Consider the following 22,241-nt stretch of genomic DNA (forward strand, 5'->3'; position numbering starts at 1 on the left):
ACCCGCACCGCGCCGTAGCCGTCGCCCGGCGGGGCCGTTAGGGTCGTTCCCATGGGGACCCGTCCGCACGACCTGCCGATACCCGTCACCGCCGCGGGACGCGAAGGGCTCGACGCCCTGCTGCGCGCACCCCGCCGCTCCGTGGTCGCCCTCGACTTCGACGGCACCCTCGCCGACATCGTCCCGGACCCCGACCAGGCCAGGGCCCACCCCGGAGCCGTGCCCGCGCTCGCCGCACTGGCCCCGGAGGTCGCCTCGGTCGCCGTGGTCACCGGCCGCCCGGCGGGCGTCGCCGTCCGCTACGGCGGCTTCGCCGGGGTCCCGGGCCTCGAACACCTGGTGGTCCTCGGCCACTACGGCGCAGAGCGCTGGGACGCCGTCACCGGAAGCGTCCACGCCCCCGCCGAGCACCCCGGGGTGGCCGCGCTGCGGGCCGAGCTGCCCGGGTTCCTGGAGTCGATCGGCGCCTGGCGCGGCACCTGGATCGAGGAGAAGGGGCGGGCGCTCGCCGTCCACACGCGACGCGCCGCCGACCCCGCGGCCGCCTTCGAGGCCCTGCGCGAACCGCTGGCCGAGCTCGCCGCACGGCACGGGCTGATGGTGGAACCGGGCCGCGCGGTCCTGGAGCTGCGGCCCCCGGGCATGGACAAGGGCGTCGCCCTGACCGGCTTCCTGGAGGAGGCCGGCGCCGAGGCGGTCCTCTACGCGGGCGACGACCTCGGCGACCTCGCGGCCTACTCCGCCGTGGAGAAGCGCCGGGCCGACGGCCTGCCGGGGCTGCTGGTGTGCAGCGGCTCCGCCGAGGTGCCGGAGCTCGCCGCGCGTGCCGACATCGTCCTGGCCGGGCCCGCGGAGGTCGTCGCCCTCCTGGCCGCCCTGGCCGCGGCCCTCCGGCCGGCCTGACCGCCCCCGGCCCCCACCGGGGCCTGGACGGGGCCCGTCAGGGGTGCAGGGCGTCCAGCTGGGCGCGGAACCAGCGGGCCGGGGGCAGGGCCGTGGCGGCCGCCGCCAGCCGCTTCGTGCGCTCCGCGCGCTCCGACGCGGGCATCGACAGGGCCTCGTGCAGGGCCCGCGCCGTCTGCGTGACGTCGAACGCGTTCACCGTCAGCGCGTCCTTCGCGAGCTCCTCGTACGCCCCCGCCCCGGTGGACAGCACCAGCGCGCAGCCCGCCTCGGAGACCACCGGGATCTCCTTCGCCACCAGGTTCATCCCGTCCCGCACCGGGTTCACCAGCGCCACGTCCGCCAGCCGGTACGCCGCCAGCGAGCGCGTGAAGTCGTCCTTCACCGACACCAGCACCGGCTCCCAGTCCTCCGTGCCGAACTCCGCGTTGATCTCCGCGGCCAGCTCGGCCACCGCCGCCGTGTACTCCCGGTAGACCTTCAGGTCCTGCCGCGAGGGGTACGCGGACGCCAGGTGCACCACCCGGCCCCGCCACTGCGGCCGGGTGGTGAGCAGCTCCCGGTAGGCCAGCAGCCCGCGCAGGATGTTCTTCGACAGCTCCGTGCGGTCCACCCGCACGATCGCCCTGCGGTCGCCGATCTCCGCCCGCAGCCCGGCCAGCCTGTCGTCGACCTCCGGCCGGTGCGCCAGCGCGCGCAGCTCGTCCGCGTCCACGCCCAGCGGGTACACCGCCACGTCGGTCCGGGTGTGCCGCACCGGGCCGGCCGGGCTCTTGCGCACGTACCGCCCGCCGTCCGCGCCCGCCGCGGAGCACGGCTCGGCGACGCCGTGCCCGTCGTCCCGGCGTGCGCCGGCCAGGAAGCTGTCCGCCCAGGCCGAGGTGTGGAAGCCCAGCCGGTCCGCCCCGAGCATCCCCCACACGAGCTGCCCGCGGACGTCGTCCGGGAGCATGTCCAGGAACTCGGGGGCCGCCCACGGCGTGTGCGTGAAGTGCCCGATCCGCAGGTCCGGCCGCAGCTCGCGCAGCTGTCCGGGCACCAGCGCCAGGTGGTAGTCCTGCACGAGGACGCGGGCGCCCTCGGCGGCCTCCTCGGCCAGGGCCCGGGCGAAGGCCAGGTTGTAGGCGACGTACGAGTCCCACCGGCGCCGGAACCGCGCGTCGAAGACCGGCTCGCGCGGGACGTCGTACAGGTGGTGGTGGGTGAACCAGAGCACCGAGTTCGCGATGCCGTTGTACGCGTCGTCGTACACGTCGGGATCGATGTCCAGCATCCGGACGCCCGGCTCCGAGACGCCCCGGCGCACCGCCTCCCGGTCCGCCTCCGACAGCGCCGCACAGATCCAGACCGCGTCCGGCTGCTCCGCGAGCGCCGAGGAGAGGCCGGAGACGAGACCGCCGCCGCCGCGCCGGGCGGTGAGGCCGCCGTCGTCGGCGAGCACGTACGAGAGGGGGCCGCGGTTGGCGGCGACGAGTACCTGAGAAGCCATGTCGCCAACCTAGCCCCGCCCGCACTCGCTCAAACGTGTGGACGGCTCACGCCACCCGGCGCACGGCGTACTCCTCGACCCCGGCCATCGGCGGCCGCTCCTCGGTGTCCACCGGGTACGTGCGCGGCACGAACCCGTCCGGACCGCGCTCGAACTGGGTGAGCTCCGGCCGCACCAGGTGCCCGCGCGAGAGCCGCACCTGGGCCGTCCGGTAGATCGCCGCCGCCATCCGGCCCAGTGCCTGGCCGTCCTGGTGGCGGTGGCGCCGTACACCCACGTCCACCTGGGCCAGCGCGTCCAGCCCGACCGTGTGCAGCGCGTCCACGAGCAGGCCCAGCTCCACGCCGTACCCGACGGGGAAGGGCAGCCGCTCCAGCAGCGAGCGGCGCACGGCGTACTCGCCGCCGAGCGGCTGCACGAAACCGGCCAGCTGCGGCCAGTGCAGGTTGAGCAGGGGCCGGGCCACCAGCTCGGTCACCCGGCCGCCCTGGCCGGCCGGGCGGCCCGCGTCCGGGCCGTCGAACTCCGGACCCAGCGGGCGGTCGTACATGGCCTTGACGAACTGCACGTCCGGGTCGGTCAGCAGCGGGCCGACGATGCCGGAGACGAAGGCGGAGGAGAAGTCCCGCAGGTCGGCGTCGACGAAGCAGACCACGTCCCCGCTGGTGGCGAGCAGCGAGCGCCACAGCACCTCGCCCTTGCCGGGCAGCGCCGGGACGCGCGGCAGGATCTCGTCGCGGTGCACGACCCGCGCCCCGGCCTTCGCCGCCACCTCCGCCGTACGATCACTCGAACCCGAGTCGACGACGAGCAGCTCGTCGACCAGCGGCAGCGGCGGCTCCTCGATCAGCTCCCGCCGGATCACCCCGACGATCTCCCCGACCGTCGCCTCCTCGTCGAGGGCGGGCAGCACCACGCTGACCGTGGTCCCGGCCGCCCGTTTCCGTTCGAGCAGCTGGTCGAGCGGTCGGTCGGCGGCGGCCCAGGAGCGGTCGCCCAGCCAGCGCTCCACCTCTTCCAGCACTCTCGGCACTCCCTGCTTCGTCCGTGGTTTGGACGGTTATGTGATCCATCTCGCGCTTCGGACGGCTGTCTCAACCCCCCGGGCCTTCGGTTACAGTCTTGAACAACGCGAAGGCCCACCGCATGCCGGGGGCCCCGCGCACAAACGCCCGGACGTGCCATGGAGCGCGCGGCCGGTGCCATACCGCTCATCCAGAGGGGCAGAGGGACACGGCCCGTTGAAGCCCCGGCAACCCTCCAGTCGGTTCTCGCGATGCGTTTCACGCACATTCCGCGAGGTCCCCGACTAGGGAAGGTGCCAATTCCGTCTCATGGCGAAGTGCGCCATGGGGAAGATGAGGAGAAAGGGCCTCGCCATCATGGCTGCACAGACTGATCCCACCTCTGTCGATCTCGGACCTGCCACCGGCCTTTCCTGTCGCGAGTGCGGTACCCGCTTCGAGCTCGGACCCGTCTTCGCGTGCGTCGAGTGCTTCGGACCGCTGGAAGTGGCCTACGACCTCCCCACCGGCGACCCCGAGGCGCTGCGCGCCGCGATCGAGGCCGGCCCGAACAACATCTGGCGCTACGCGCCGCTGCTGCCCGTCCCCGCCGACGTGGCCTCCAAGCCGAGCCTGAACCCCGGCTTCACCAAGCTGGTCGACGCGGCCAACCTGGCCAAGGAGCTCGGCGTCACCGGCAAGCTCTACGTCAAGGACGACTCCGGCAACCCGACGCACTCCTTCAAGGACCGCGTCGTGGCCATCGCCGTCGAGGCGGCCCGCGCCTTCGGCTTCACCACCCTGTCCTGCTCCTCCACCGGCAACCTGGCCGGGGCCGTCGGCGCCGCGGCCGCCCGGGCCGGCTTCCGCTCCTGCGTGTTCATCCCGCACGACCTGGAGCAGGGCAAGGTCGTCATGGCCGGGATCTACGGCGGCGACCTCGTCGGCATCGAGGGCAACTACGACGACGTCAACCGCTTCTGCTCCGAGCTCATCGGCGACCCGCTGGGCGAGGGCTGGGGCTTCGTCAACGTCAACCTGCGCCCGTACTACGGCGAGGGCTCCAAGACCCTGGCGTACGAGATCTGCGAGCAGCTCGGCTGGCAGCTGCCCGACCAGATCGTGATCCCGATCGCGTCCGGCTCGCAGCTGACGAAGATCGACAAGGGTCTGCAGGAGCTGATCAGGCTCGGCCTGGTCGAGGACCGGCCGTACAAGATCTTCGGCGCGCAGGCCGAGGGCTGCTCCCCGGTGTCGACCGCCTTCAAGGCCGGGCACGAGGTGGTCCGCCCGCAGAAGCCGAACACCATCGCCAAGTCGCTGGCCATCGGCAACCCGGCGGACGGCCCGTACGTCCTGGACATCGCGCGGCGCACCGGCGGCTTCGTCGAGGACGTCGACGACGAGCAGGTCGTCGAGGCCATCAAGCTCCTGGCGCAGACCGAGGGCATCTTCGCCGAGACCGCGGGCGGCGTGACCGTCGGCGTGACGAAGAAGCTGATCGAGAACGGGCAGCTCGACCCGACGCTCACCACGGTCGTCCTGAACACCGGCGACGGCCTCAAGACCCTGGAGGCGGTGGCCGCGGACAGCGGGCAGACCGCCACCATCCGCCCCAGCCTGGACGCCTTCCGCGCCGCCGGCCTGGCCTGACCCTCCCCGACCGACACCCGGAAAGGCGGTAGCGCCGTGAGCGTCAACGTCCGCATCCCCACCATCCTGCGCACCTACACCGGCGGCCGGGCGGAGGTCCCCGCCGAGGGCGCGACCCTGGCCGAGGTCATCGCGTCGCTGGAGGACAGCCACCCCGGCATCGCCGCGCGCGTCCTGGACGACGAGGGCAGGCTGCGCCGGTTCGTGAACGTCTACGTCAACGACGACGACGTGCGCTTCGAGGGCGGGCTGCAGGCGGCGACGCCCGACGGCGCCGGCGTCTCGATCATCCCGGCCGTCGCGGGCGGCTGATCGCCGCACGGTCGCAGCGCACGCACGCGATTGCCCTCTCCGCCCAAAAGCGGAGGGGGCAATTCTGCTTGATTGGGCGCGGTAAGGTTGGGGAAGTCCCCTCCGCTGGACTTGCCCGCCGCATATGAACGGGTCGCGCGAGGGTCGACATCGGGTCAATGTGCGGGTGCGGTATGGGGCTTTGGCGAGATATGCCGGGCCCGGGTTGCCCGAGAAGATGCCAAATTTTCACTCTTTTTCAATGTATCCGGGTGTCCAGAATTCTCGTCGGATTGACCTGTTGCAGACAGCACCGGCGCGGATACATTCAGCCTCGGTCGACGCGTTCCGACGCAAGTTCTGACCCGGGATCGCGAAGGGCGTTCCTGCGCAAGGGCCAGTAATAGGGGAGTTAGGCATGGCTCAGGGCACCGTCAAGTGGTTCAACGCGGAGAAGGGCTACGGCTTCATCGCGGTCGACGGTGGCGCGGATGTGTTCGTCCACTACAGCGCCATCCAGATGGACGGTTACCGCACCCTTGAAGAGGGTCAGCGGGTCGAATTCGAGATCTCGCAGGGCCAGAAGGGTCCGCAGGCGGACATGGTCAAGCTCGCCCTCGGCTAGTCCTGGCGCGATCGATCTCCGACGCGACAGCGGCGTCACCGGCACCACCGCACGAGGGGCCCACATCCTGGACACGGGATGCGGGCCCCTCGTGCGTCGTGGCCGATCGGGCCGTGCGGCGCCCGGGCGTTCGGCGGGTGTTGCCCGAAGCCGCTTGCACTCGGAGGGGTCGAGTGCTAATCATTGGCGTTAGCACTCTCCCGGTGAGAGTGCTACCAAAACGAGGACCGGGTCGGTGAGGCCCGCAGGGTCCGGCGGGAAGGAACCGCCGGGCACGCAGGCCGTCCGTCGCGGGCGCGGGCGCGGTCCGGAGCAATCCACCCCTGTCCGGGAGGACCACTTCAGATGGCCAAGATCATTGCGTTCGACGAGGAGGCCCGGCGCGGTCTCGAGCGTGGGATGAACCAGCTCGCCGACGCCGTCAAGGTCACCCTTGGCCCCAAGGGTCGCAACGTCGTCCTTGAGAAGAAGTGGGGCGCGCCCACGATCACCAACGACGGCGTCTCCATCGCCAAGGAGATCGAGCTCGAGGACCCGTACGAGAAGATCGGCGCCGAGCTGGTCAAGGAAGTCGCCAAGAAGACGGACGACGTCGCCGGCGACGGTACGACCACCGCCACCGTGCTCGCCCAGGCGCTGGTGCGCGAGGGCCTGCGCAACGTGGCCGCCGGTGCGAACCCGATGGCCCTCAAGCGCGGCATCGAGAAGGCCGTCGAGGCCGTCTCCGGCGCCCTGCTGGAGCAGGCGAAGGATGTCGAGACCAAGGAGCAGATCGCTTCGACGGCCTCCATCTCCGCCGCCGACACCCAGATCGGCGAGCTCATCGCCGAGGCGATGGACAAGGTCGGCAAGGAAGGCGTCATCACGGTCGAGGAGTCGCAGACCTTCGGCCTGGAGCTTGAGCTCACCGAGGGCATGCGCTTCGACAAGGGCTACATCTCGGCGTACTTCGCCACCGACATGGAGCGTATGGAGTCGGCTCTCGACGACCCGTACATCCTGATCGTCAACTCCAAGATCGGCTCGGTCAAGGACCTGCTGCCGCTCCTGGAGAAGGTCATGCAGTCCGGCAAGCCGCTGCTGATCATCGCCGAGGACGTCGAGGGCGAGGCCCTGTCGACCCTGGTCGTCAACAAGATCCGCGGCACCTTCAAGTCCGTCGCCGTCAAGGCCCCTGGCTTCGGCGACCGCCGCAAGGCCATGCTCGGCGACATCGCCATCCTCACCGGTGGCACGGTCATCTCCGAGGAGGTCGGCCTCAAGCTGGAGAACGCCGGTCTCGACCTGCTCGGCCGCGCCCGCAAGGTCGTCATCACCAAGGACGAGACGACCATCGTCGACGGTGCCGGTGACAGCGACCAGGTCCAGGGCCGCGTCAACCAGATCCGCGCCGAGATCGAGAACTCCGACTCGGACTACGACCGCGAGAAGCTCCAGGAGCGCCTGGCGAAGCTCGCGGGCGGCGTGGCGGTCATCAAGGCCGGCGCGGCGACCGAGGTCGAGCTCAAGGAGCGCAAGCACCGCATCGAGGACGCCGTGCGCAACGCGAAGGCGGCCGTCGAGGAGGGCATCGTCGCCGGTGGCGGCGTGGCCCTGCTGCAGGCCTCCGCGGTCTTCGAGAAGCTGGAGCTCACCGGTGACGAGGCGACCGGCGCCAACGCCGTCCGCCTGGCCCTGGAGGCCCCGCTCAAGCAGATCGCCGTCAACGGTGGCCTGGAGGGCGGCGTCGTCGTCGAGAAGGTGCGCAACCTTCCGATCGGCCACGGCCTGAACGCCGCGACCGGCGAGTACGTCGACATGATCGCCGAGGGCATCATCGACCCGGCGAAGGTCACCCGTTCCGCGCTGCAGAACGCGGCGTCGATCGCGGCCCTCTTCCTCACCACCGAGGCCGTCATCGCCGACAAGCCCGAGAAGGCCGGTGCCCCCGCGGGCGGCGGCATGCCGGGCGGTGACATGGACTTCTGATCGGCCCCGGCTGATCGGCTGTTCTCGAACGAGGGCGGCACCCCCCGCGGGGGGTGCCGCCCTCGGGCGTTCTCCGGCGGGGCCCAGGGAGCCCGGGCTGTCGGACGGGGCGCGGGGTTTGGTTGACTCGGGGCATGAGCGAAACCAGCGCACCCTTCGTCAAGATCTGCGGGCTGAAGACCCCCCGGGACGTCGCCGCGGCCGTGCTGGCCGGGGCCGATGCCGTCGGCTTCGTGTTCGCGCCGGGGAGCCCGCGCACGGTCGACGCGGCCGCGGCGCGGGCCCTCGCGCGGGAGGTGCCGCCGCAGGTGCTGACCGTCGGCGTGTTCCGCGGGCAGCCGGTCGAGGAGGTCCGCCGGTTCGCCGAGGAGAGCGGGGTGCGGGGCGTCCAGCTGCACGGCGAGGAGGGCCCCGGGGACTTCGCGGCGCTGCGGGCCGGGGGGTGGACGCTGCTGCGGGCCACGTCCCGCCACGCGCGGCGGTGCGGTGAGTACGGCGAGGACCTGCTGCTGATCGACGCCCCCGACCCGGGCTCCGGCAAGCCCTGGAACTGGGGCTCGGCCGAGTTCACCGCGCCACGGGGGCGGTGGCTGCTGGCGGGCGGGCTGACCCCGGGCACCGTGCGGGAGGCCCTGCTGGCCACGCGGGCCTGGGGCGTGGACGTCTCCTCCGGGGTGGAGTCGGAGCGCGGGGTCAAGTCGCCCGAGCTGATCCGCGCGTTCGTCGAGGCCGCTCGCGCGGGTGATGCCGTCCAGTAGTCGTACGATTACGCTGTGCGAGGGGCGGGCATGCCACTGGCATGGACTCGGAACCGTTCGGATGGCTGCGGCGCCTCACCAGCCGCCTCGCTCCAGGCGGCGTCGGGGGTGGCGGCCTGACCGGGCTCGCCCCGCGCCGTGCCCCCGTCTTCACCGCCGACTTCGCCTCGGACTCCCAGTGGGTGGCCGGCCGCTCCTGGGCCTATCCCGGCGGCGGCCCGGTCAACCCGCGGGACAACAAGCTCGACCACCTCACCGCCGACCCCGACTACAGCCGCGGCGGCACCTTCCGCGCGACCCTGCGCCCGGACGGGAACTGGGACGCCGGACTGCTGACCACCGAGGGCAGTGACGAGGGGTTCATGGTCCGCACCGGGGACGTGCTGGAGACCCGGGTGCGGCTGCCCGTGGAGATGGGCGCGTGGCCGGCGATCTGGACCTGGCGGGACGGCGGCCAGGAGATCGACGTCTTCGAGTACCACCCCGACAACCCGGACCTGCTGGAGCTGTCCAACCATGTCCGGGAGGCGCACACCTACCACCGGAACCCGTCGGTCCGGCCCGGCGCGTGGGTCGATCTGAGGGTCGAGTTCGGCAGGAGCTCGGTCGTCTGGTGGGTCAACGGCGCCCGCGTCTTCGCCGACCGCCGGGGCGTGGGCCGGGGCTGGCGCGCGTACCTCATCGTCAACCTCTCGGTCTGCGCGGGCCGCTACCACCCCGCGCCGGGCCCGGAGCTGCGGGAGATGTCGTACGAGGTCGCGCAGCTGCGGGTGTTCCGGCCCTGACGGGGCCGTGGACCCGGGTGCGACACAATGAGGATGAAACGTCATCATATGTGACAAATAGCACCGGTCTCCCTAGTCTCTGCTCCGGCGTCGAGTGAGGTCGAGCGAGAGGGACATCGGATGAGACGACGGGTATCGGCGATCATCGCGGCGGGGACGGCCGCGGTGCTCGCCCTGGGCTTGGGGGGCTCCGTGGCCTCGGCCGCGGACCACGACGGGTCCGACGGCGGTACGGGGCAGCGCGCGGAGTGTGCGCCCGGCGTGCCGGTCGGGCCGCACGGGGAGCGCTTCTACAACCCGCCGTCGCCGCTGCCCGACGGGGAGCACGGGGACCTGGTCTGGGCCCGCCGGGTCGACGCGCCGGACGGGGCCCGGGCCTGCCGCATCCTCTACCTGTCGACGCTCGGCGACGGCAGCCCCGTCGCGGTGTCGGGGATCGTGGCGTGGCCCGACCGGCACGCGCCGCGCCAGGGCCGCAACGTGGTGGCCTGGGCGCACGGGACGGTCGGCGGGCCGCGCATGTGCGCGCCGTCCGCGGCGGCGAAGCCGGCGGTCGACCTGGTGGACTACTTCACGTACGACAGCCCGTACGGCATCGACGTCGGGGTGCCCTCGCTGACGGACTTCCTCGCGGCGGGCGACGTGGTGGTCGCCACCGACTACCAGGGGCTGGGCACGCCGGGCGTGCACCAGTACGTGGTCGGGGCGACGGAGTCGAACAACGTGCTGGACTCGGTCCGGGCGGCGCGCCGCATCGAGGCGGCCCGCGCCAACGACAAGGCGGCCGTGCTGGGCTGGTCGCAGGGCGGCGGTGCGGCGCTCTTCGTCGCACAGAACGCGGCCGCCTACACCCCCGAGACGCACCTGGTGGGCGTGGCGGGCCTGGCGCCCGCGGCCGACCTGGGGCCGCAGTTCGAGGGCCTGGTCCGGCCCGGCCCGACCGACGCCACCTCCCCGGCGCACCAGGCGGCGCTGCGGACCAACGTCTACCGGGGCTTCCTGGCGGCCTACCCGGAGCTGAAGGCCACGGACGTGCTGAAGCCGGCGGGGCTGGACGCGCTGGCGGGCGACGGGGTGGCGTGCATCGAGCACTTCTCCGACGTCATCCAGAACAACGTGGCGAACAACGGGCAGCTCGACACGCTGTTCAAGGGGCCGCTGGAGGTGCCGCGGGCCTGGCACCGGCGGTTCCACGAGAACACCCCGGGCTACGTGACGACGGTGGCGCCGGTGCTGGTGATGCAGGGGACGGCGGACACCGTCATCAACCCGAACTCGACCGCCGACTACATCCGGCGGGCCTGCCAGTTCGACCAGCCGGTGCGGTACACGACGTACCAGGGCGCGACGCACCAGACGATCCCGTTCGTCGCCGCGAAGGAGTACCTGGCCTGGATCGAGGCCCGCTTCGCGGGCCGCCCGGCGACGTCGAACTGCTGACGGGGGCGGAACGGCCCCGGCCGCCGGGTTCCCTCGGGGGTGCTCGGCGGCCGGGGGGGGGCGGTCAGGCGAGGGCGGGTTGTGCGGCGGGTTCGGGGTCGGTGGGCGGGGTGGTCGGGTCGGGGTCGGTGTTCAGTTCGGCCAGCATCTGCCGGGTGAAGCCGAAGAAGTAGGTGGCGGCGAAGCCCACGAGGTAGCCGACCGCGAGGCCGCCCGCGTAGATGGCGATGGTGGTGCCCATGCCCGACTCGCCGTTCAGCAGGGGGAAGAGGGCCCAGCCCGAGGGGCCGATGGCGGTGGAGCCGAAGGCGACGCCCAGCTGGTTGAACAGGCCGACGAACGCGCCGCCGGCCGCGCCGCCGACACAGGCGGTGACGAAGGGGCGGCCGAGCGGCAGGGAGACCCCGTAGATCAGCGGTTCTCCGACGCCCAGGAAGCCGGCCGGGAGCGCGGACTTGATGGTGGCGCGCAGCGAGCCGTTGCGCGGGAGCTTGTAGTAGACGGCGATGGCCGCGCCGACCTGGCCCGCGCCGGCCATGGCGAGGATGGGCAGCAGGACGGTGTAGCCGGACTGTTCGATGAGGGTGGTGTGGATGGGGATCAGGGCCTGGTGCAGGCCCAGCATCACCAGCGGGAGGAAGAGGCCGCCCAGGACCAGCCCGGCGAAGGCGCCGCCGGTGGCGAGGAGCCAGTTGGCGAAGGTGCCGATGGCGGTGGAGGCCTCGCCGGCCAGGAACATCAGGCCGAAGAGGGTGACCAGGCCGGAGACGAGGACGGTCAGGGTGGGGGTGACCAGGACGTCGAGGGCCTCGGGGACCCACCGGCGGCACCACTTCTCGACGTACACGGCGAGCAGGGCCGCGGCGAGGGCGCCGAGGACGCCGCCCTGGCCGGGCTTGAGCTCCATGCCGAAGGCGGTGATCTTCGCGACGCCGGGGAAGACGATGATCGCGGCGACGGCGCCGCCGAGGACGGCCGTACCGCCGAACTCCTTGGCCGTGTTGTAGCCGACGAAGACCGCGATCAGGGACATGAAGCCGGAGGCCATCGCGGCGAGGGCGGGGGAGAGGCCGGGCAGCCAGCCCAGGTTGGTCAGCACGCCGTTGAGGCCGGCGATGATGCCGCAGCCGATCAGGGCCGGGATCAGCGGGACGAAGATGTTGGCGATGCGGCGCAGGAACAGCTTGAAGGGGGTCGCGTTGCGCGCCTTCCGGGCGTCCTTCAGGGCCGCTCCGCGGTCGGCGAGTTCGTCGGCGGTGACGGGGTGCGGCGCGGGGCCGGGTTCGGTGCCGGGGGCCGGGGCGGCCGAGCGGCCCTCCTCGACCAGCGCTTCGAACTCGGGGGTGACGCGGGCGACGGTGCCCGGTCCCAGCACGATCTGGTACGTGTCGTCCTCGACCACGCCCAGGACGGCGGGCAGGGCCTTGAGGGCCTCGTCGTCGACGAGCGTGCGGTCGCGCAGGGCGATGCGCAGGCGGGTCATGCAGTGCGCGATGGAGAGGACGTTGTCCGGGCCGCCGACCAGAGGAAGGATCGCGGCGGCTGTGGCGCGGTTCTTGTCAGTGGACATGCTGGGGTCGCCTTGCGTCGGGGGAGGGGGCGAGGGGCGGGAGGGGGAGCGCGGGGGCGGCGGTGACCACGGGGGGCGGGACCGGGTGGTCAGGACGTGCGGGCGAGGGCGGCCCGCAGGTGGCCCCGGGTGGCGGTGAGCAGTTCGGCGGCGCGGGGTCCGTCGACGCCGCCGAGGACGACGAGGATGGCGTTCTTGACCTCGCCGCCGGTGGCGGCGAGCGCGGCCTCGATCTCCTCGTCGGGCGCGCCGGTGGCCAGGGCCACGATGCGGCGGGCGCGGGCGCGCAGCTTCTCGTTGGAGGAGCGCATGTCGACCATCAGGTTCCCGTACGTCTTCCCGAGCCGGATCATCGTGACGGTCGAGATCAGGTTGAGGACGAGCTTCTGTGCGGTGCCGGCCTTCAGCCGGGTGGACCCGGTGAGGAGTTCGGGGCCGACGACCACCTCGATGCCGTGTTCGGCGGCCGCGGCGAGCGCGGAGCCGGCATTGCAGGACAGGCCGACGGTGAGCGCGCCGCGGGCGCGGGCGAACTCGACGGCGCCGATCGCGTACGGGGTGCGGCCGGAGGCGGAGATGCCGATCACGGTGTCGTCGGCGGTGAGGTCCAGCGCGGTGAGGTCCTCGGCGGCCAGCTCCCGGGAGTCCTCGGCGCCCTCGACGGCCTTGACCATGGCGGAGGGGCCGCCCGCGATCAGACCGACGACCGCCGCCGGATCGGTGTTGAAGGTGGGCGGGCACTCGCTCGCGTCCAGGACGCCCATGCGGCCGGCGGTGCCGGCGCCCGCGTAGACCAGCCGGCCGCCGCGGGCCATGCGCGCGGCGATGCCGTCGACGGCGGCGGCGATCCGCGGCAGCTGCTCGGCGACGGCGGCCGGGACGGTGGCGTCCTCGGCGTTCATCAGACGGGTGATCTCCAGGGTGGACAGCCGGTCGATCTCGGCCAGTTCGGGGCGGAAGGCCTCGGTGGTCAGCGTGTCCAGCTGGGCGCGGAGGGCGGCGTACGCGGTCATGGGCGGGCTCCCGGTGGTTCTGGTGGTTCGGGTCGTTCTGGTGGTCCGGTGCGGGCGGGTGGGGCTCGGTGCGGGCGGGTCAGCGGGTGGTGCCGGTGCGCTTGCCGGTCGGCACGGGGGTGTGGTGGCGGTGGGCGAGCGCCTCGTACGAGGCGGTGAGGGCGGGCGCGGCGGTCTCGTACGTGCGCTGCGCCACCCCGACGAACAGGCAGTCGACGACGAGGAGCTGGCTGGTGCGGCTGGACATCGCGGCCGGGCGCAACTGGGTCTCGCGGGCGGCGGAGGTGGCCAGGACGTGGTCGGCGTAGTGGGTGACGGGCGCGTTCGCGCGGCCGGTGAGGGCGATGGTGGCGGCGCCGCGCTCGAAGGCGGTGCGCAGGGGTTCGATCACGTCGCCGGTGGAGCCGGAGTGGGTGATCGCGACGGCCGCGTCGCCGGGGCGGAGCTGGACGGCGTTGGTGACGGCGAGGTGGGGGTCGCCGTGGGCGTGGGCGATGAGACCGATGCGCAGCAGCTTCTGGGCCAGGTCCTGGGCGACCAGGCCGGAGGCCCCGATGCCGTAGATGTCGATGCGGCGGGCGCTCGCGAGGGCGGTGACGGCGGCGGAGAGCTGCGTCAGGTCGAGGCCGGCGGCGGTGTCGGCGAGGGTCTGCGCCTCCTCCTGCGCCAGCTTGGCGACGACGGCCGCGATCGGGTCGTCGACCGCTATGTCCACGGTGACGGCGGGCGCGGCGCCGGACTCCTGCTGGGCGGCGAGGGCGGCCAGCGCGAGGCGCAGGTCGCGGTAGCCGGGGTAGCCGAGGAGGCGGGCGGTGCGGACGACGGTGGCCTCGCTGGTGCCGGTGTGCGCGGCGAGGGCGGAGACGGTGAGCCGGGAGCAGGCGGCGGGGTCGGAGGCGACGGCTTCGGCGACGGCCTGCATGGAGCGGGTCATCGACGGCGCGAGGCTGCGCACCCGGGCGCGCAGCGCCTGGGCGGGCGGCGCGGGCGGGACCGGGGCCTGGACCTCGGCCGGGACTCCGGCCGGGACTTCGGCCGGGACTCCGGCCGGGACCTCGGTCTCGGCTTGGGCGGGCGGGGCCTGCTCGCCGGTCGGCGAGGTGTGGGCCGACCGGTCCGGCCCCGGCGCCGGGTCGGCTGTCCGGTCCGCCCGGGCCGCCGTCGAGGGGGTGGGGGCACCCTCGGGGAAAGTTTCTTTCAGGTTCTGGCTCACGCCTGAAACATATTTTCAGTCGAGCCCGGCCGTCAAGGCGCCGTAGGGCACGGGTTTCCCGGGACCTTCGGGGGCCGGGGAGGGGGACCTTCGCCTCCGCGGCCGGGACGGGGCCACAATGGGCGCATGGACCACGCAACCCCCCTGGAGCAGGCACTGCACGTCGCCCGCGCCCTCGTTCTCGCCGATCTCGCCGCCGGCGAGGTCGCCGACGCCGATGTCGTCTCCCTCGTCGAGGACTCGGTCACGCACCGCCGGTGGTGGGTGGAGCAGTGGCCGGAGGGCGTCGACTGCCTTTCCGGGCTCGTCGCCCAGGACGTCCAGGACGCCCTGCTGGAGAAGTACGGCCGCTGGCCGCTCTGCCCGGTCTGCGGGCACGGCGAACCGCACGCGCTGGACGTGGAACCGGAGCTCGGCCCCGACCCCCGCTGGGTGTGCTCGGAGGCGGGCGTCATGGTGGCGCCCGTGGGCGCGCTGGGTGCGGTGCTGCGGCCGGGCCGGTGAGCCGCCGGTGACGCTGTACATCGACCCGCCGACCTGGCCGGGCCACGGCCGCATGTGGTCACACCTGGTCAGCGACGTCTCGTACGAGGAACTGCACGCCTTCGCGGCCGGGATCGGCTGCCCGAGGCGGGCCTTCGAGCGGGACCACTACGACGTGCCGTCGCACCGGTACGCGGCCGCGGTCGCGGCGGGGGCGGTGGAGATCGGCAGCAAGGAGATCGTGCGCCGGCTCACGGCGGCCGGGCTGCGCCGCCCCAAGGGCCGCCCGGCGTAGGCGGGGGCGCGGGCCGCACCCGTCGCGGCAGCGGCCCCCGGTGCGGCGCGTCGCCGTGCCGGGGGCCGCTGCCGTGCGCGGGGGCGCGTGCTACGCGCGGGCGGTCTGGTCCGCCGGGACCGGGGCCGGGACGGCGGCCGGGTCGGCGGACGGGGCCGCCGAGGTGACCACGCGGCTCGGCGCCGGGGTGCGGCGGTCCAGGCGGAGCGAGACGAGGGTGAGGGCGATGGCGGTGACGGTCATCGCGGCGCCCGCCCAGGCGGTGGCGGAGAAGCCGAGTCCGGCGTCGATCACCGTGCCGCCGAGCCAGGGGCCGCCGGTGTTGCCCAGGTTGAAGGCGGCCGTGGTGGTGGCGCCGGCCAGGGTCGGGGCGGCGCCGGCGACGTTGAACATGCGGGCGTTGAGCGCGGGGGCGGTGAAGAACGCCGAGAAGCCGAGCAGGAAGGCCAGCGCGATCGCGGCGGCCGCGGTCGAGGCCAGCAGGGCGAGCGCGGTCAGGAAGGCGGTGGAGGCGGTGATGCCCCAGATCAGCACGCCGAACAGGTGCGCGTCGGCGACCCGCCCGCCGAGGGTGGTGCCGGCCAGCGCGCCGAGGCCGAAGAGGCCGAGGATCCACGGCACCCACTGCGCGTCCAGGCCGGCGACGTCGGTGAGCAGCGGCGAGAGGTAGCTGAAGGCGCAGAAGACGCCGCCGGCGGCCAGCGCCGTGACGCCGATGGAGAGCCACACCTGCCGGTCGCGGTAGATGAGCAGCTCGCGGCCCAGCCGCGGCTTCTCCGCGGGCAGCGGGATCTTCGGGATCAGCACCAGGATGCCGACGAGGGCGATCGCGGAGGCCGCGCCGACCGACCAGAACGCGGAGCGCCAGCCGAGGTGCTCGCCGAGGAAGGCGCCGGCGGGGACGCCGAGGACGTTGGCTATGGACAGGCCGCCGATCATGACGGCCATGGCGCGGGCCCGCTGGTCCTTGTCGACCATGGCGATGGCGACGGCCGCGCCGACGGCCCAGAAGCCCGCGCAGGCGAGCGCGGAGACCACCCGGGAGGCGAAGAGGAGCTCGTAGGTGGGGGCCAGCGCGCCCGCGACCTGCCCGAGGCCGAAGAGGCTGATGAGGGAGACGAGGGTGGTGCGGCGCGGGAGCCGCAGGGTGGCCACGGCCAGCAGCGGCGCCCCGACGACCATGCCGATCGCGAAGGCGGAGATGAGCAGGCCCGCCTGCGGGATGGTGACGCCCATGTCCTCGGCGATGGGCGGCAGCAGCCCGGACAGCATGAACTCGCTGGTGCCGAGTGCGAAGACGGACAGGCCGAGGACGTACACGGCGACGGGCATGCGGCGGGAGGGTGCGGCGGCTTCGGGCATGACTCTCACCAACCACGGCGCACGGGTTCGAATTCCCCCGGACGTGTCGGCCGCGCGGCATCAGGCCGTCAGGGCCGTCAGGGCCGCCAGCTCGGCCGCGAGGTTCGCGCGGGCCGGTGCCTCCCAGTGCGCGGCGCCGTGGGGGGTGCGGAAGAGCCGGGGCAGGGCCAGGAGCTGGCGCAGGACGGCGGCGCGGCCGGTGCGGAAGGCGTCGTCGGGGACGAAGCCGTACTCCGCGCGGACGGCGGCCGCGTAGCCGGCGTACGCCTCGGGCGACCCGGCGAGGACGGCCAGGTCGGCGTCGCAGAGGGCCTCGCCGTTGGTGTCGCCGGGGGCGGGGTCGTGGGTGACGGTGAGCCGCACCAGCCGGGCCGCCTCGGCGGTGCGCGCCGGGTCCGCGCCGAGCTCGGCCAGGGCGCGCTCGGCCAGCGCGGCGCTGCGCTCCTCGTTCTCGGAGCGGTCGGGGCGGTAGACGGCGTCGTGGAACCAGGCCGCGAGCTCGACGGCGGCGGGGTCGGCGGCGTGCGGCGCCAGTACGTCGATCCGTGCGAGGACGTCGGCCAGGTGCGCGGTGGTGTGGTAGCGCCGCCAGGGCTCGGCCCAGGCGGCCAGGAGGCGTTCGGCGTAGGGCGCGGGGTCGCGCCGGGCCGGGACGCCGGCCGCCGCGGCGGTCGCCCGCCAGCGGGCGTGCAGTGCGGCCGTGTCGGTGTGCGGGGTGCCTGTGTCCATGCGCACATTGTGGGGGTGGCGTGATTGTGCTGGTGGTGCCAGGGTCCGGGCCCGTACCCTGGATATTGGACTAGACCTATTTCCCCTTACGGGCCAAAGCGGCCCCGCTCGGGCCAACGGGTCATACGAGCAGTTTTCCGAAGGATGGGATCGAATGAGCAACCGTGCGCTGCTGGAGGTGATCGCCCTCGACGCGGAGGACGCGGTCGCGGCCCAGGCCGGTGGGGCGGACCGACTCGAACTGGTCACCGACATGGCCGCCGACGGGCTCACTCCGCCGCGCGAGACCTTCGCGGCGATCAGGGCCGCGGTCGACATCCCGCTGCGCGTGATGCTCCGCACGACGGACGGCTTCGCGGCGGGTGACGGCGAGGCCCTGCTGACGGCGGCGCGCGGGCTGCGCGCCGAGGGGGCGACGGAATTCGTCCTCGGCTTCCTCAACGCCGACGGCACCCCCGACCTGGCAGCGGTCGAGGCGGTCGTGGCGGAGCTCGGCGGATGCAGCTGGACCTTCCACCGGGCCATCGACCGGGCCGCGGACCGCGACCAGCTGCGCAAGGCGCTCGCCGAGCTGCCCGGCCTGGACACCTACCTGACGGCGGGCTCCGTCGCGGGGGTGGACGAGGGCATGCCGGTGCTCGTGGCCGAGGCGGCCCGGCGCGACGAGCCGGGCTACGAGGCCCGCATCCTCGTCGGGGGCGGCCTGGCCCTCTCCCACCTGCCGATGCTGCGCGAAGCGGGCGTCGACGCCTTCCACATCGGCGGCGCGGCGCGCCCCGACGGCTGGGCGCGCCCGGTGTCGGCGGCGGCGGTGGAGGAGTGGCGCACGGCGCTCGGCTAGTGCGCCGCCGAGCGGGGCTGACGGGCCCTCACCGTCCGCTCTCCGTACGGCGGCACGGCACGGCACGGCACGCACGACGCGGCCCGGTCCGTCGCGCACCGGACGGAGCGGGCCGCGCCGCCACCGGCCGGGGTGCGGGGCCGCGGTCGGCCCGGCCCGGGGCGTCGCCCGGCGGGCGGGCCGGTCGGTGGAGCCGGCGGGGGGTGCCGGTCAGCAGAACTTGTCGATGGCCGCCTGCGCGCCCGCGTTGTACCCCTTCACGAAGTTGGCGTCCAGCGGGGCGATGCCCTGCGGCGGGCCTTCCTTCTTGCAGTCGGCCTTGGAGTCGGCGAAGCCCTTGCGGAAGCCCGTGGAGAACTGGGACTGGGCGTCCTTCTGTTCGGCCTGCTTGACGGTGCCGCAGGTGACCTTGGTGTTCTTCTGCTGCGCTGTCACCGCGCCGACCGGGATGAAGCCGGCGGTCGACGCCTTGCCGCTGTCGTCGGCGAGGCTCGAAGCGGTCGAGTTGCCGCCCTTGATGGTCACCCGGACCCCGGGCTGGGCGCCGCTGACGTTGACGTCGAACTTGCCGGTGGTACCGCTCTTCTTCACGCTGCACGTCAGGGAGGGCGTCGCCGCGTGCGCCGAACTCGACAGGAGCGATGCCGATCCGAGTGCCAGCGACGACACGATCAGGGGCGTCATGACGGCCAGACGGATGCGTCGGTTCACTGTCCTCAGTCCTTTCCCTCGGGAGGTCCCGGACACTGGGCCACCACGGGAGCCGGGCGCAGGGGTCGACGCAGGCAGCCGCGGCCGTTTCCGGACGGCGCGCGGTGGTTCTCCGGGATTCGGGCCTGGCGGCACCCTGGGAAGCGGCCGGCCATGGGCCCCGCGCCCTCGTGCCGCCCGGTCCGCGGGAGCGGGCACGGGGCGCTTTCACGAGGCCCCTCCATCGTCACGCCGTCCGCCGCCGGTGTCCACCGGGGGACCCGGCGCCCGGACGGCCGCCCGAAGGCGCCCGCCGGGCAGGGCCGTTGCGTCCCGACGGTCACGTCCACGTCCACGTCCACGGCCCGGCCCGGCCGATCCGCCCGACCCCTACCCGCCCGACCCCGTACCCGCCCGGTCGCGCGCTCAGGCCCCGCCGAGCGCCTCCGGCAGCGGCTGCGCGTGCAGGGCGCGCAGGCCCGACACGGCGCGGGTCAGGCACACGTACAGGCGGCGCAGGCCGGTCCGTTCGTCCGGCTCGCCGGCGACGATCGCGGCCGGTTCGTCCAGCACCACGTAGTCGTACTCCAGGCCCTTCGCGAGCGACGCCGGGACCAGCGTCAGCCGGGACAGCGCCGTCGTCTCCTCGCCCGGCGACAGGTACGGCAGGTCCGCCGCCAGCAGTGCCTCGCCGAGGGCGGGGATCCGGGCGTCCGCCGCGATCAGCCCGATCGAGCCCTCGTGGGCGAGCGCCGCCCGGCAGGCGTCGACGGCGGCCTCCGTCAGCCCGGTGGGCTCGGCGACCCGGGTGACCTCCAGCGAACCGGGGGCCTCGCGGACCGAGGAGACCGGCGCCAGGCCCGGGGAGATCGACGGCAGCAGGCGGGAGGCGTACGCGATCACCTCGCGCGGCACGCGGAAGCCCGCCGTCAGCTCCTCCAGCAGCGCCTGCGGCTTGCCCAGGTGGGTCAGGGCCTCGTCCCAGCTGCGCGTGGCCCACGGCGTGGTGCCCTGGGCGAGGTCGCCGAGGACCGTCGCCGAGCCCGTGGTGCAGCGCCGGCCCACCGCCCGGTACTGCATCGGCGACAGGTCCTGGGCCTCGTCGAGGACGACGTGGCCCAGCGACGGGGTCCGCTCCACCAGGTCGGCCGCCTCGTCGATCAGGACCAGGTCCGCCGCCGACCACTGCGCCGACTTCACGCTCCGGTACGGCTTGGGCCACAGCAGGAGCCGCTGTTCGTCGCCGGTCAGCACCCCGTCCGCGTGCAGGGCCAGGAACTCCGGGTCGGACAGCAGCCGCAGGACCAGCCTGGCCGGGTCGACCGGCGGCCAGATCTCCTTCACGGCGGCCTTGACCGCGGGAGTGCGCGCCACCGCGTCCTGCACGCGGTCGTCGGGCGCCTCGCCCGCCTGTTCCATCCGGACGAGCACCGCGTGCGCGATCCGCTGCGGCAGCGCGTCGCGGGCCGCGCCGTAGCGGATGTCGCGTGCGCGCAGTTCCGCGGTCATCTCGGCCAGTTCGTACGCCGGGACCCGCCAGCGGCGCGAGCCGCGCACCACCATCAGCGGCTCGGCGGGCTCCGTGACGTGCGCGTCGAGGGCCGAGCGCAGCACCCGTGCCATCCGCGCGTCGCCCTTGACCACGGCGGTCGGCGCCGGGTCGGTGCCGCGCACCGCCAGGCCGTCCCGGGCCACCAGGTCCTCGACGGTGGCCTGCTTGACCTCCAGCTCGCCCAGGGCCGGCAGGACCTGCTCGATGTAGTGCAGGAAGGAGCGGTTCGGGCCGATGACGAGCGTGCCCGTGCGGGCGAGGCGGTCGCGGTGGGCGTAGAGCAGGTAGGCGACGCGGTGCAGGCCGACGGCCGTCTTCCCGGTGCCGGGGCCGCCCTGCACGCACACCGAGCCGGACAGGCCGGAGCGGACGATCTCGTCCTGCTCGGGCTGGATCGTCGCGACGATGTCGCGCATCGGGCCCACGCGCGGCCGCTCGATCTCCCGCTGGAGCAGCCGGCTGACGGCGCCCGCCTCGGCGGGGTCGGTCAGGTGCTCGTCCTCGTACGCCGTGAGCTCGCCGCCGGTGTAGCCGAAGCGGCGGCGCAGCGCGACGTCCTGGGGGTCGCGCCGGGAGGCCCGGTAGAACGGCTGGGAGACGGGTGCGCGCCAGTCGATGACCATCGGGTCGCCGCCGGCGTCGTGGACGTGCCGGCGGCCGATGTAGAACTGCTCGCCGTCCGCGCCCTCGGCCAGCTCCGCGCCGGGTGCGTGCAGGTAGTCCAGCCGCCCGAAGAACAGGGGGGTGTGCGCGAGGTCGGCGAGGGACTTGATGCGGTCGTCGATCTGGGCCTGGAGGACGGCGGCGTTGACCCAGTTCGCGGTGACGTCGCGGATGTCGAGGGACTCGGCGTCCTCGCGCATGGCGCGCAGCGCGGCGCGGGAGGCGCCGAGGTGCGCCCGCTCACGGGCGAGCGGTCCGGCGGGACCTGCCGGGTCGGCCGGGCCTGTCGGGTCGGCCGGGTCTGTCGGGCCTGTCGCGTCGGGAGCGTCGCCGGGGGCGGGCGGTCCGGCGGGGCCGGCCGGGCGGGGTGCGGGGGCGTGCGCGGGCACGGGACTGCCTCCAGCTGCTGGTGCGGAACGGGAGCCTGCCGGTTTCCGTGCGGCAGGCGGCGCTCCCGGTGACGCGGCGGGAGGCGGCAAGAGCGGAGAGTGTAGCCACCGGCGGCGGGCGGCGCGAACGGATATCGGCGCCGCGGGCCCGCGGCGCCCGGGACCGCCGTACGGGTCGCCCCCGGGGCCCTCTCCGGGGCGCGTCCTACCAGGGGCAGAGGGACCGGGGAGCGGCATGGGCCGGGAGGAGGAGGTGCGGGGCCCGGCGGTTGCGTCCCGGGGCCGATGTGCCGGAGCCGGAACGGACGCACCATGGATGCATGAGCACCGCAACCTTCACCCCGATGCAGGGCGGCCGCCCGAGCGGCGCCACCGCCACCTCCGACTCCCGTCCCCGGCACACCCTGGGCGGCGTGCTGCGCGCCGCGAAGGTCTTCGCGGCCACCGCCGTGAGCGTCGTCGTCCTGGGCGAGTACGCCGAGGACGCGGGCGTGGTCCGCCGCTGACCGTCCGTGGCGGGCCCCG

Annotated in this window: 21 protein-coding genes and 1 riboswitch; of the genes, 12 read left to right on the top strand and 9 right to left on the bottom strand. The window is 74.0% G+C overall.

What is annotated here, in order from left to right:
- Positions 1–51 precede the first annotated feature (51 nt).
- Positions 52–903, top strand: coding sequence for a trehalose-phosphatase (otsB, locus tag CP968_RS18610; RefSeq protein WP_150519080.1), 852 nt, complete (start codon positions 52–54; stop codon positions 901–903).
- A gap of 37 nt (positions 904–940) precedes the next feature.
- On the opposite strand, the gene CP968_RS18615 is transcribed toward otsB, so the two are convergent.
- Complete coding sequence (locus tag CP968_RS18615) at positions 941–2,392, bottom strand: alpha,alpha-trehalose-phosphate synthase (UDP-forming) (RefSeq protein WP_150519081.1); 1,452 nt, start codon at positions 2,390–2,392, stop codon at positions 941–943.
- Between the two features lie 46 nt (positions 2,393–2,438).
- The gene (locus tag CP968_RS18620) at positions 2,439–3,416 is read right to left on the bottom strand and encodes a glucosyl-3-phosphoglycerate synthase (RefSeq protein WP_150519082.1); all 978 of its coding nucleotides are present in this window, start codon (positions 3,414–3,416) and stop codon (positions 2,439–2,441) included.
- Between the two features lie 184 nt (positions 3,417–3,600).
- Positions 3,601–3,757, top strand: a riboswitch (SAM riboswitch).
- Between CP968_RS18620 and thrC the strand changes: the two genes are divergently transcribed.
- The 7 genes from thrC (at position 3,751) to CP968_RS18655 (ending at position 10,916) form a co-directional block, all read left to right on the top strand.
- On the top strand, positions 3,751–5,049 hold the full coding sequence (thrC, locus tag CP968_RS18625; RefSeq protein WP_150519083.1) for a threonine synthase: 1,299 nt from the start codon (positions 3,751–3,753) through the stop codon (positions 5,047–5,049). Its footprint overlaps the riboswitch before it by 7 nt.
- 36 nt (positions 5,050–5,085) lie before the next feature.
- Complete coding sequence (locus tag CP968_RS18630; RefSeq protein ID WP_150519084.1) at positions 5,086–5,361, top strand: MoaD/ThiS family protein; 276 nt, start codon at positions 5,086–5,088, stop codon at positions 5,359–5,361.
- 397 nt (positions 5,362–5,758) lie between these two features.
- Positions 5,759–5,965, top strand: coding sequence for a cold-shock protein (locus tag CP968_RS18635; protein ID WP_030009783.1), 207 nt, complete (start codon positions 5,759–5,761; stop codon positions 5,963–5,965).
- A 345-nt stretch (positions 5,966–6,310) separates the two neighbouring features.
- Positions 6,311–7,933 (top strand): chaperonin GroEL, encoded by a 1,623-nt coding sequence (gene groL / locus CP968_RS18640; protein ID WP_150519085.1) that lies wholly within the window; start codon positions 6,311–6,313, stop codon positions 7,931–7,933.
- Between the two features lie 134 nt (positions 7,934–8,067).
- The gene (locus CP968_RS18645; RefSeq protein WP_150519086.1) at positions 8,068–8,691 is read left to right on the top strand and encodes a phosphoribosylanthranilate isomerase; all 624 of its coding nucleotides are present in this window, start codon (positions 8,068–8,070) and stop codon (positions 8,689–8,691) included.
- A gap of 41 nt (positions 8,692–8,732) precedes the next feature.
- Positions 8,733–9,476 carry a LamG domain-containing protein gene (locus CP968_RS18650; RefSeq protein ID WP_229885935.1) on the top strand — a complete coding sequence of 248 codons (744 nt, stop codon included), beginning with the start codon at positions 8,733–8,735 and terminating at the stop codon, positions 9,474–9,476.
- A gap of 120 nt (positions 9,477–9,596) precedes the next feature.
- Complete coding sequence (locus tag CP968_RS18655; protein WP_150519087.1) at positions 9,597–10,916, top strand: lipase family protein; 1,320 nt, start codon at positions 9,597–9,599, stop codon at positions 10,914–10,916.
- 64 nt (positions 10,917–10,980) lie between these two features.
- Here CP968_RS18655 and CP968_RS18660 read toward each other — a convergent pair whose 3' ends face one another.
- The 3 genes from CP968_RS18660 to CP968_RS18670 all read right to left on the bottom strand — a co-directional run bounded on the left by CP968_RS18660 (position 10,981) and on the right by CP968_RS18670 (position 14,466).
- Entirely contained in the window at positions 10,981–12,486 is a 1,506-nt protein-coding gene (locus tag CP968_RS18660; RefSeq protein ID WP_150519088.1) for a PTS transporter subunit EIIC, read from the bottom strand.
- Between the two features lie 89 nt (positions 12,487–12,575).
- Positions 12,576–13,499, bottom strand: coding sequence for an N-acetylmuramic acid 6-phosphate etherase (gene murQ, locus CP968_RS18665; RefSeq protein WP_150519089.1), 924 nt, complete (start codon positions 13,497–13,499; stop codon positions 12,576–12,578).
- A gap of 79 nt (positions 13,500–13,578) precedes the next feature.
- Entirely contained in the window at positions 13,579–14,466 is an 888-nt protein-coding gene (locus CP968_RS18670; RefSeq protein ID WP_150521982.1) for a MurR/RpiR family transcriptional regulator, read from the bottom strand.
- A gap of 372 nt (positions 14,467–14,838) precedes the next feature.
- On the opposite strand from CP968_RS18670, the gene CP968_RS18675 reads away from it, so the two are divergent.
- The gene (locus CP968_RS18675) at positions 14,839–15,216 is read left to right on the top strand and encodes a hypothetical protein (protein ID WP_150519090.1); all 378 of its coding nucleotides are present in this window, start codon (positions 14,839–14,841) and stop codon (positions 15,214–15,216) included.
- A gap of 7 nt (positions 15,217–15,223) precedes the next feature.
- Entirely contained in the window at positions 15,224–15,490 is a 267-nt protein-coding gene (locus CP968_RS18680) for a DUF4031 domain-containing protein (protein WP_150519091.1), read from the top strand.
- A gap of 90 nt (positions 15,491–15,580) precedes the next feature.
- On the opposite strand, the gene CP968_RS18685 is transcribed toward CP968_RS18680, so the two are convergent.
- On the bottom strand, positions 15,581–16,822 hold the full coding sequence (locus tag CP968_RS18685; RefSeq protein ID WP_150519092.1) for a Cmx/CmrA family chloramphenicol efflux MFS transporter: 1,242 nt from the start codon (positions 16,820–16,822) through the stop codon (positions 15,581–15,583).
- A gap of 90 nt (positions 16,823–16,912) precedes the next feature.
- Positions 16,913–17,581, bottom strand: a complete 669-nt coding sequence (locus CP968_RS18690; RefSeq protein WP_150519093.1) for an HD domain-containing protein — start codon at positions 17,579–17,581, stop codon at positions 16,913–16,915.
- 154 nt (positions 17,582–17,735) lie between these two features.
- Here CP968_RS18690 and CP968_RS18695 point away from each other — a divergent pair, with 154 nt between their 5' ends.
- On the top strand, positions 17,736–18,422 hold the full coding sequence (locus CP968_RS18695; protein ID WP_150519094.1) for a copper homeostasis protein CutC: 687 nt from the start codon (positions 17,736–17,738) through the stop codon (positions 18,420–18,422).
- Between the two features lie 210 nt (positions 18,423–18,632).
- Here the strand turns inward: CP968_RS18695 and CP968_RS18700 are convergent, their stop codons facing one another.
- Entirely contained in the window at positions 18,633–19,133 is a 501-nt protein-coding gene (locus CP968_RS18700) for a hypothetical protein (protein ID WP_150519095.1), read from the bottom strand.
- Between the two features lie 405 nt (positions 19,134–19,538).
- Positions 19,539–21,527 (bottom strand): HelD family protein, encoded by a 1,989-nt coding sequence (locus CP968_RS18705; protein WP_150521983.1) that lies wholly within the window; start codon positions 21,525–21,527, stop codon positions 19,539–19,541.
- A gap of 509 nt (positions 21,528–22,036) precedes the next feature.
- On the opposite strand from CP968_RS18705, the gene CP968_RS18710 reads away from it, so the two are divergent.
- On the top strand, positions 22,037–22,222 hold the full coding sequence (locus CP968_RS18710) for a hypothetical protein (protein ID WP_150519096.1): 186 nt from the start codon (positions 22,037–22,039) through the stop codon (positions 22,220–22,222).
- The last annotated feature ends 19 nt before the right edge of the window (positions 22,223–22,241 follow it).

Origin of the sequence: Streptomyces subrutilus, assembly GCF_008704535.1 — a bacterium.
GTDB classification, from domain to species: domain Bacteria; phylum Actinomycetota; class Actinomycetes; order Streptomycetales; family Streptomycetaceae; genus Streptomyces; species Streptomyces subrutilus.

Bases quoted from the DNA above. Each gene is read 5' to 3' on its own strand.
- otsB (WP_150519080.1), top strand. From the start codon at position 52: ATGGGGACCCGTCCGCACGACCTGCCGATACCCGTCACCGCCGCGGGA.
- CP968_RS18615 (WP_150519081.1), bottom strand. From the start codon at position 2,392: ATGGCTTCTCAGGTACTCGTCGCCGCCAACCGCGGCCCCCTCTCGTAC.
- thrC (WP_150519083.1), top strand. From the start codon at position 3,751: ATGAGGAGAAAGGGCCTCGCCATCATGGCTGCACAGACTGATCCCACC.
- CP968_RS18635 (WP_030009783.1), top strand. From the start codon at position 5,759: ATGGCTCAGGGCACCGTCAAGTGGTTCAACGCGGAGAAGGGCTACGGC.
- groL (WP_150519085.1), top strand. From the start codon at position 6,311: ATGGCCAAGATCATTGCGTTCGACGAGGAGGCCCGGCGCGGTCTCGAG.
- CP968_RS18645 (WP_150519086.1), top strand. From the start codon at position 8,068: ATGAGCGAAACCAGCGCACCCTTCGTCAAGATCTGCGGGCTGAAGACC.
- CP968_RS18650 (WP_229885935.1), top strand. From the start codon at position 8,733: ATGGACTCGGAACCGTTCGGATGGCTGCGGCGCCTCACCAGCCGCCTC.
- CP968_RS18655 (WP_150519087.1), top strand. From the start codon at position 9,597: ATGAGACGACGGGTATCGGCGATCATCGCGGCGGGGACGGCCGCGGTG.
- CP968_RS18660 (WP_150519088.1), bottom strand. From the start codon at position 12,486: ATGTCCACTGACAAGAACCGCGCCACAGCCGCCGCGATCCTTCCTCTG.
- murQ (WP_150519089.1), bottom strand. From the start codon at position 13,499: ATGACCGCGTACGCCGCCCTCCGCGCCCAGCTGGACACGCTGACCACC.
- CP968_RS18675 (WP_150519090.1), top strand. From the start codon at position 14,839: ATGGACCACGCAACCCCCCTGGAGCAGGCACTGCACGTCGCCCGCGCC.
- CP968_RS18685 (WP_150519092.1), bottom strand. From the start codon at position 16,822: ATGCCCGTCGCCGTGTACGTCCTCGGCCTGTCCGTCTTCGCACTCGGC.
- CP968_RS18690 (WP_150519093.1), bottom strand. From the start codon at position 17,581: ATGGACACAGGCACCCCGCACACCGACACGGCCGCACTGCACGCCCGC.
- CP968_RS18695 (WP_150519094.1), top strand. From the start codon at position 17,736: ATGAGCAACCGTGCGCTGCTGGAGGTGATCGCCCTCGACGCGGAGGAC.
- CP968_RS18705 (WP_150521983.1), bottom strand. From the start codon at position 21,527: ATGCGCGAGGACGCCGAGTCCCTCGACATCCGCGACGTCACCGCGAAC.
- CP968_RS18710 (WP_150519096.1), top strand. From the start codon at position 22,037: ATGAGCACCGCAACCTTCACCCCGATGCAGGGCGGCCGCCCGAGCGGC.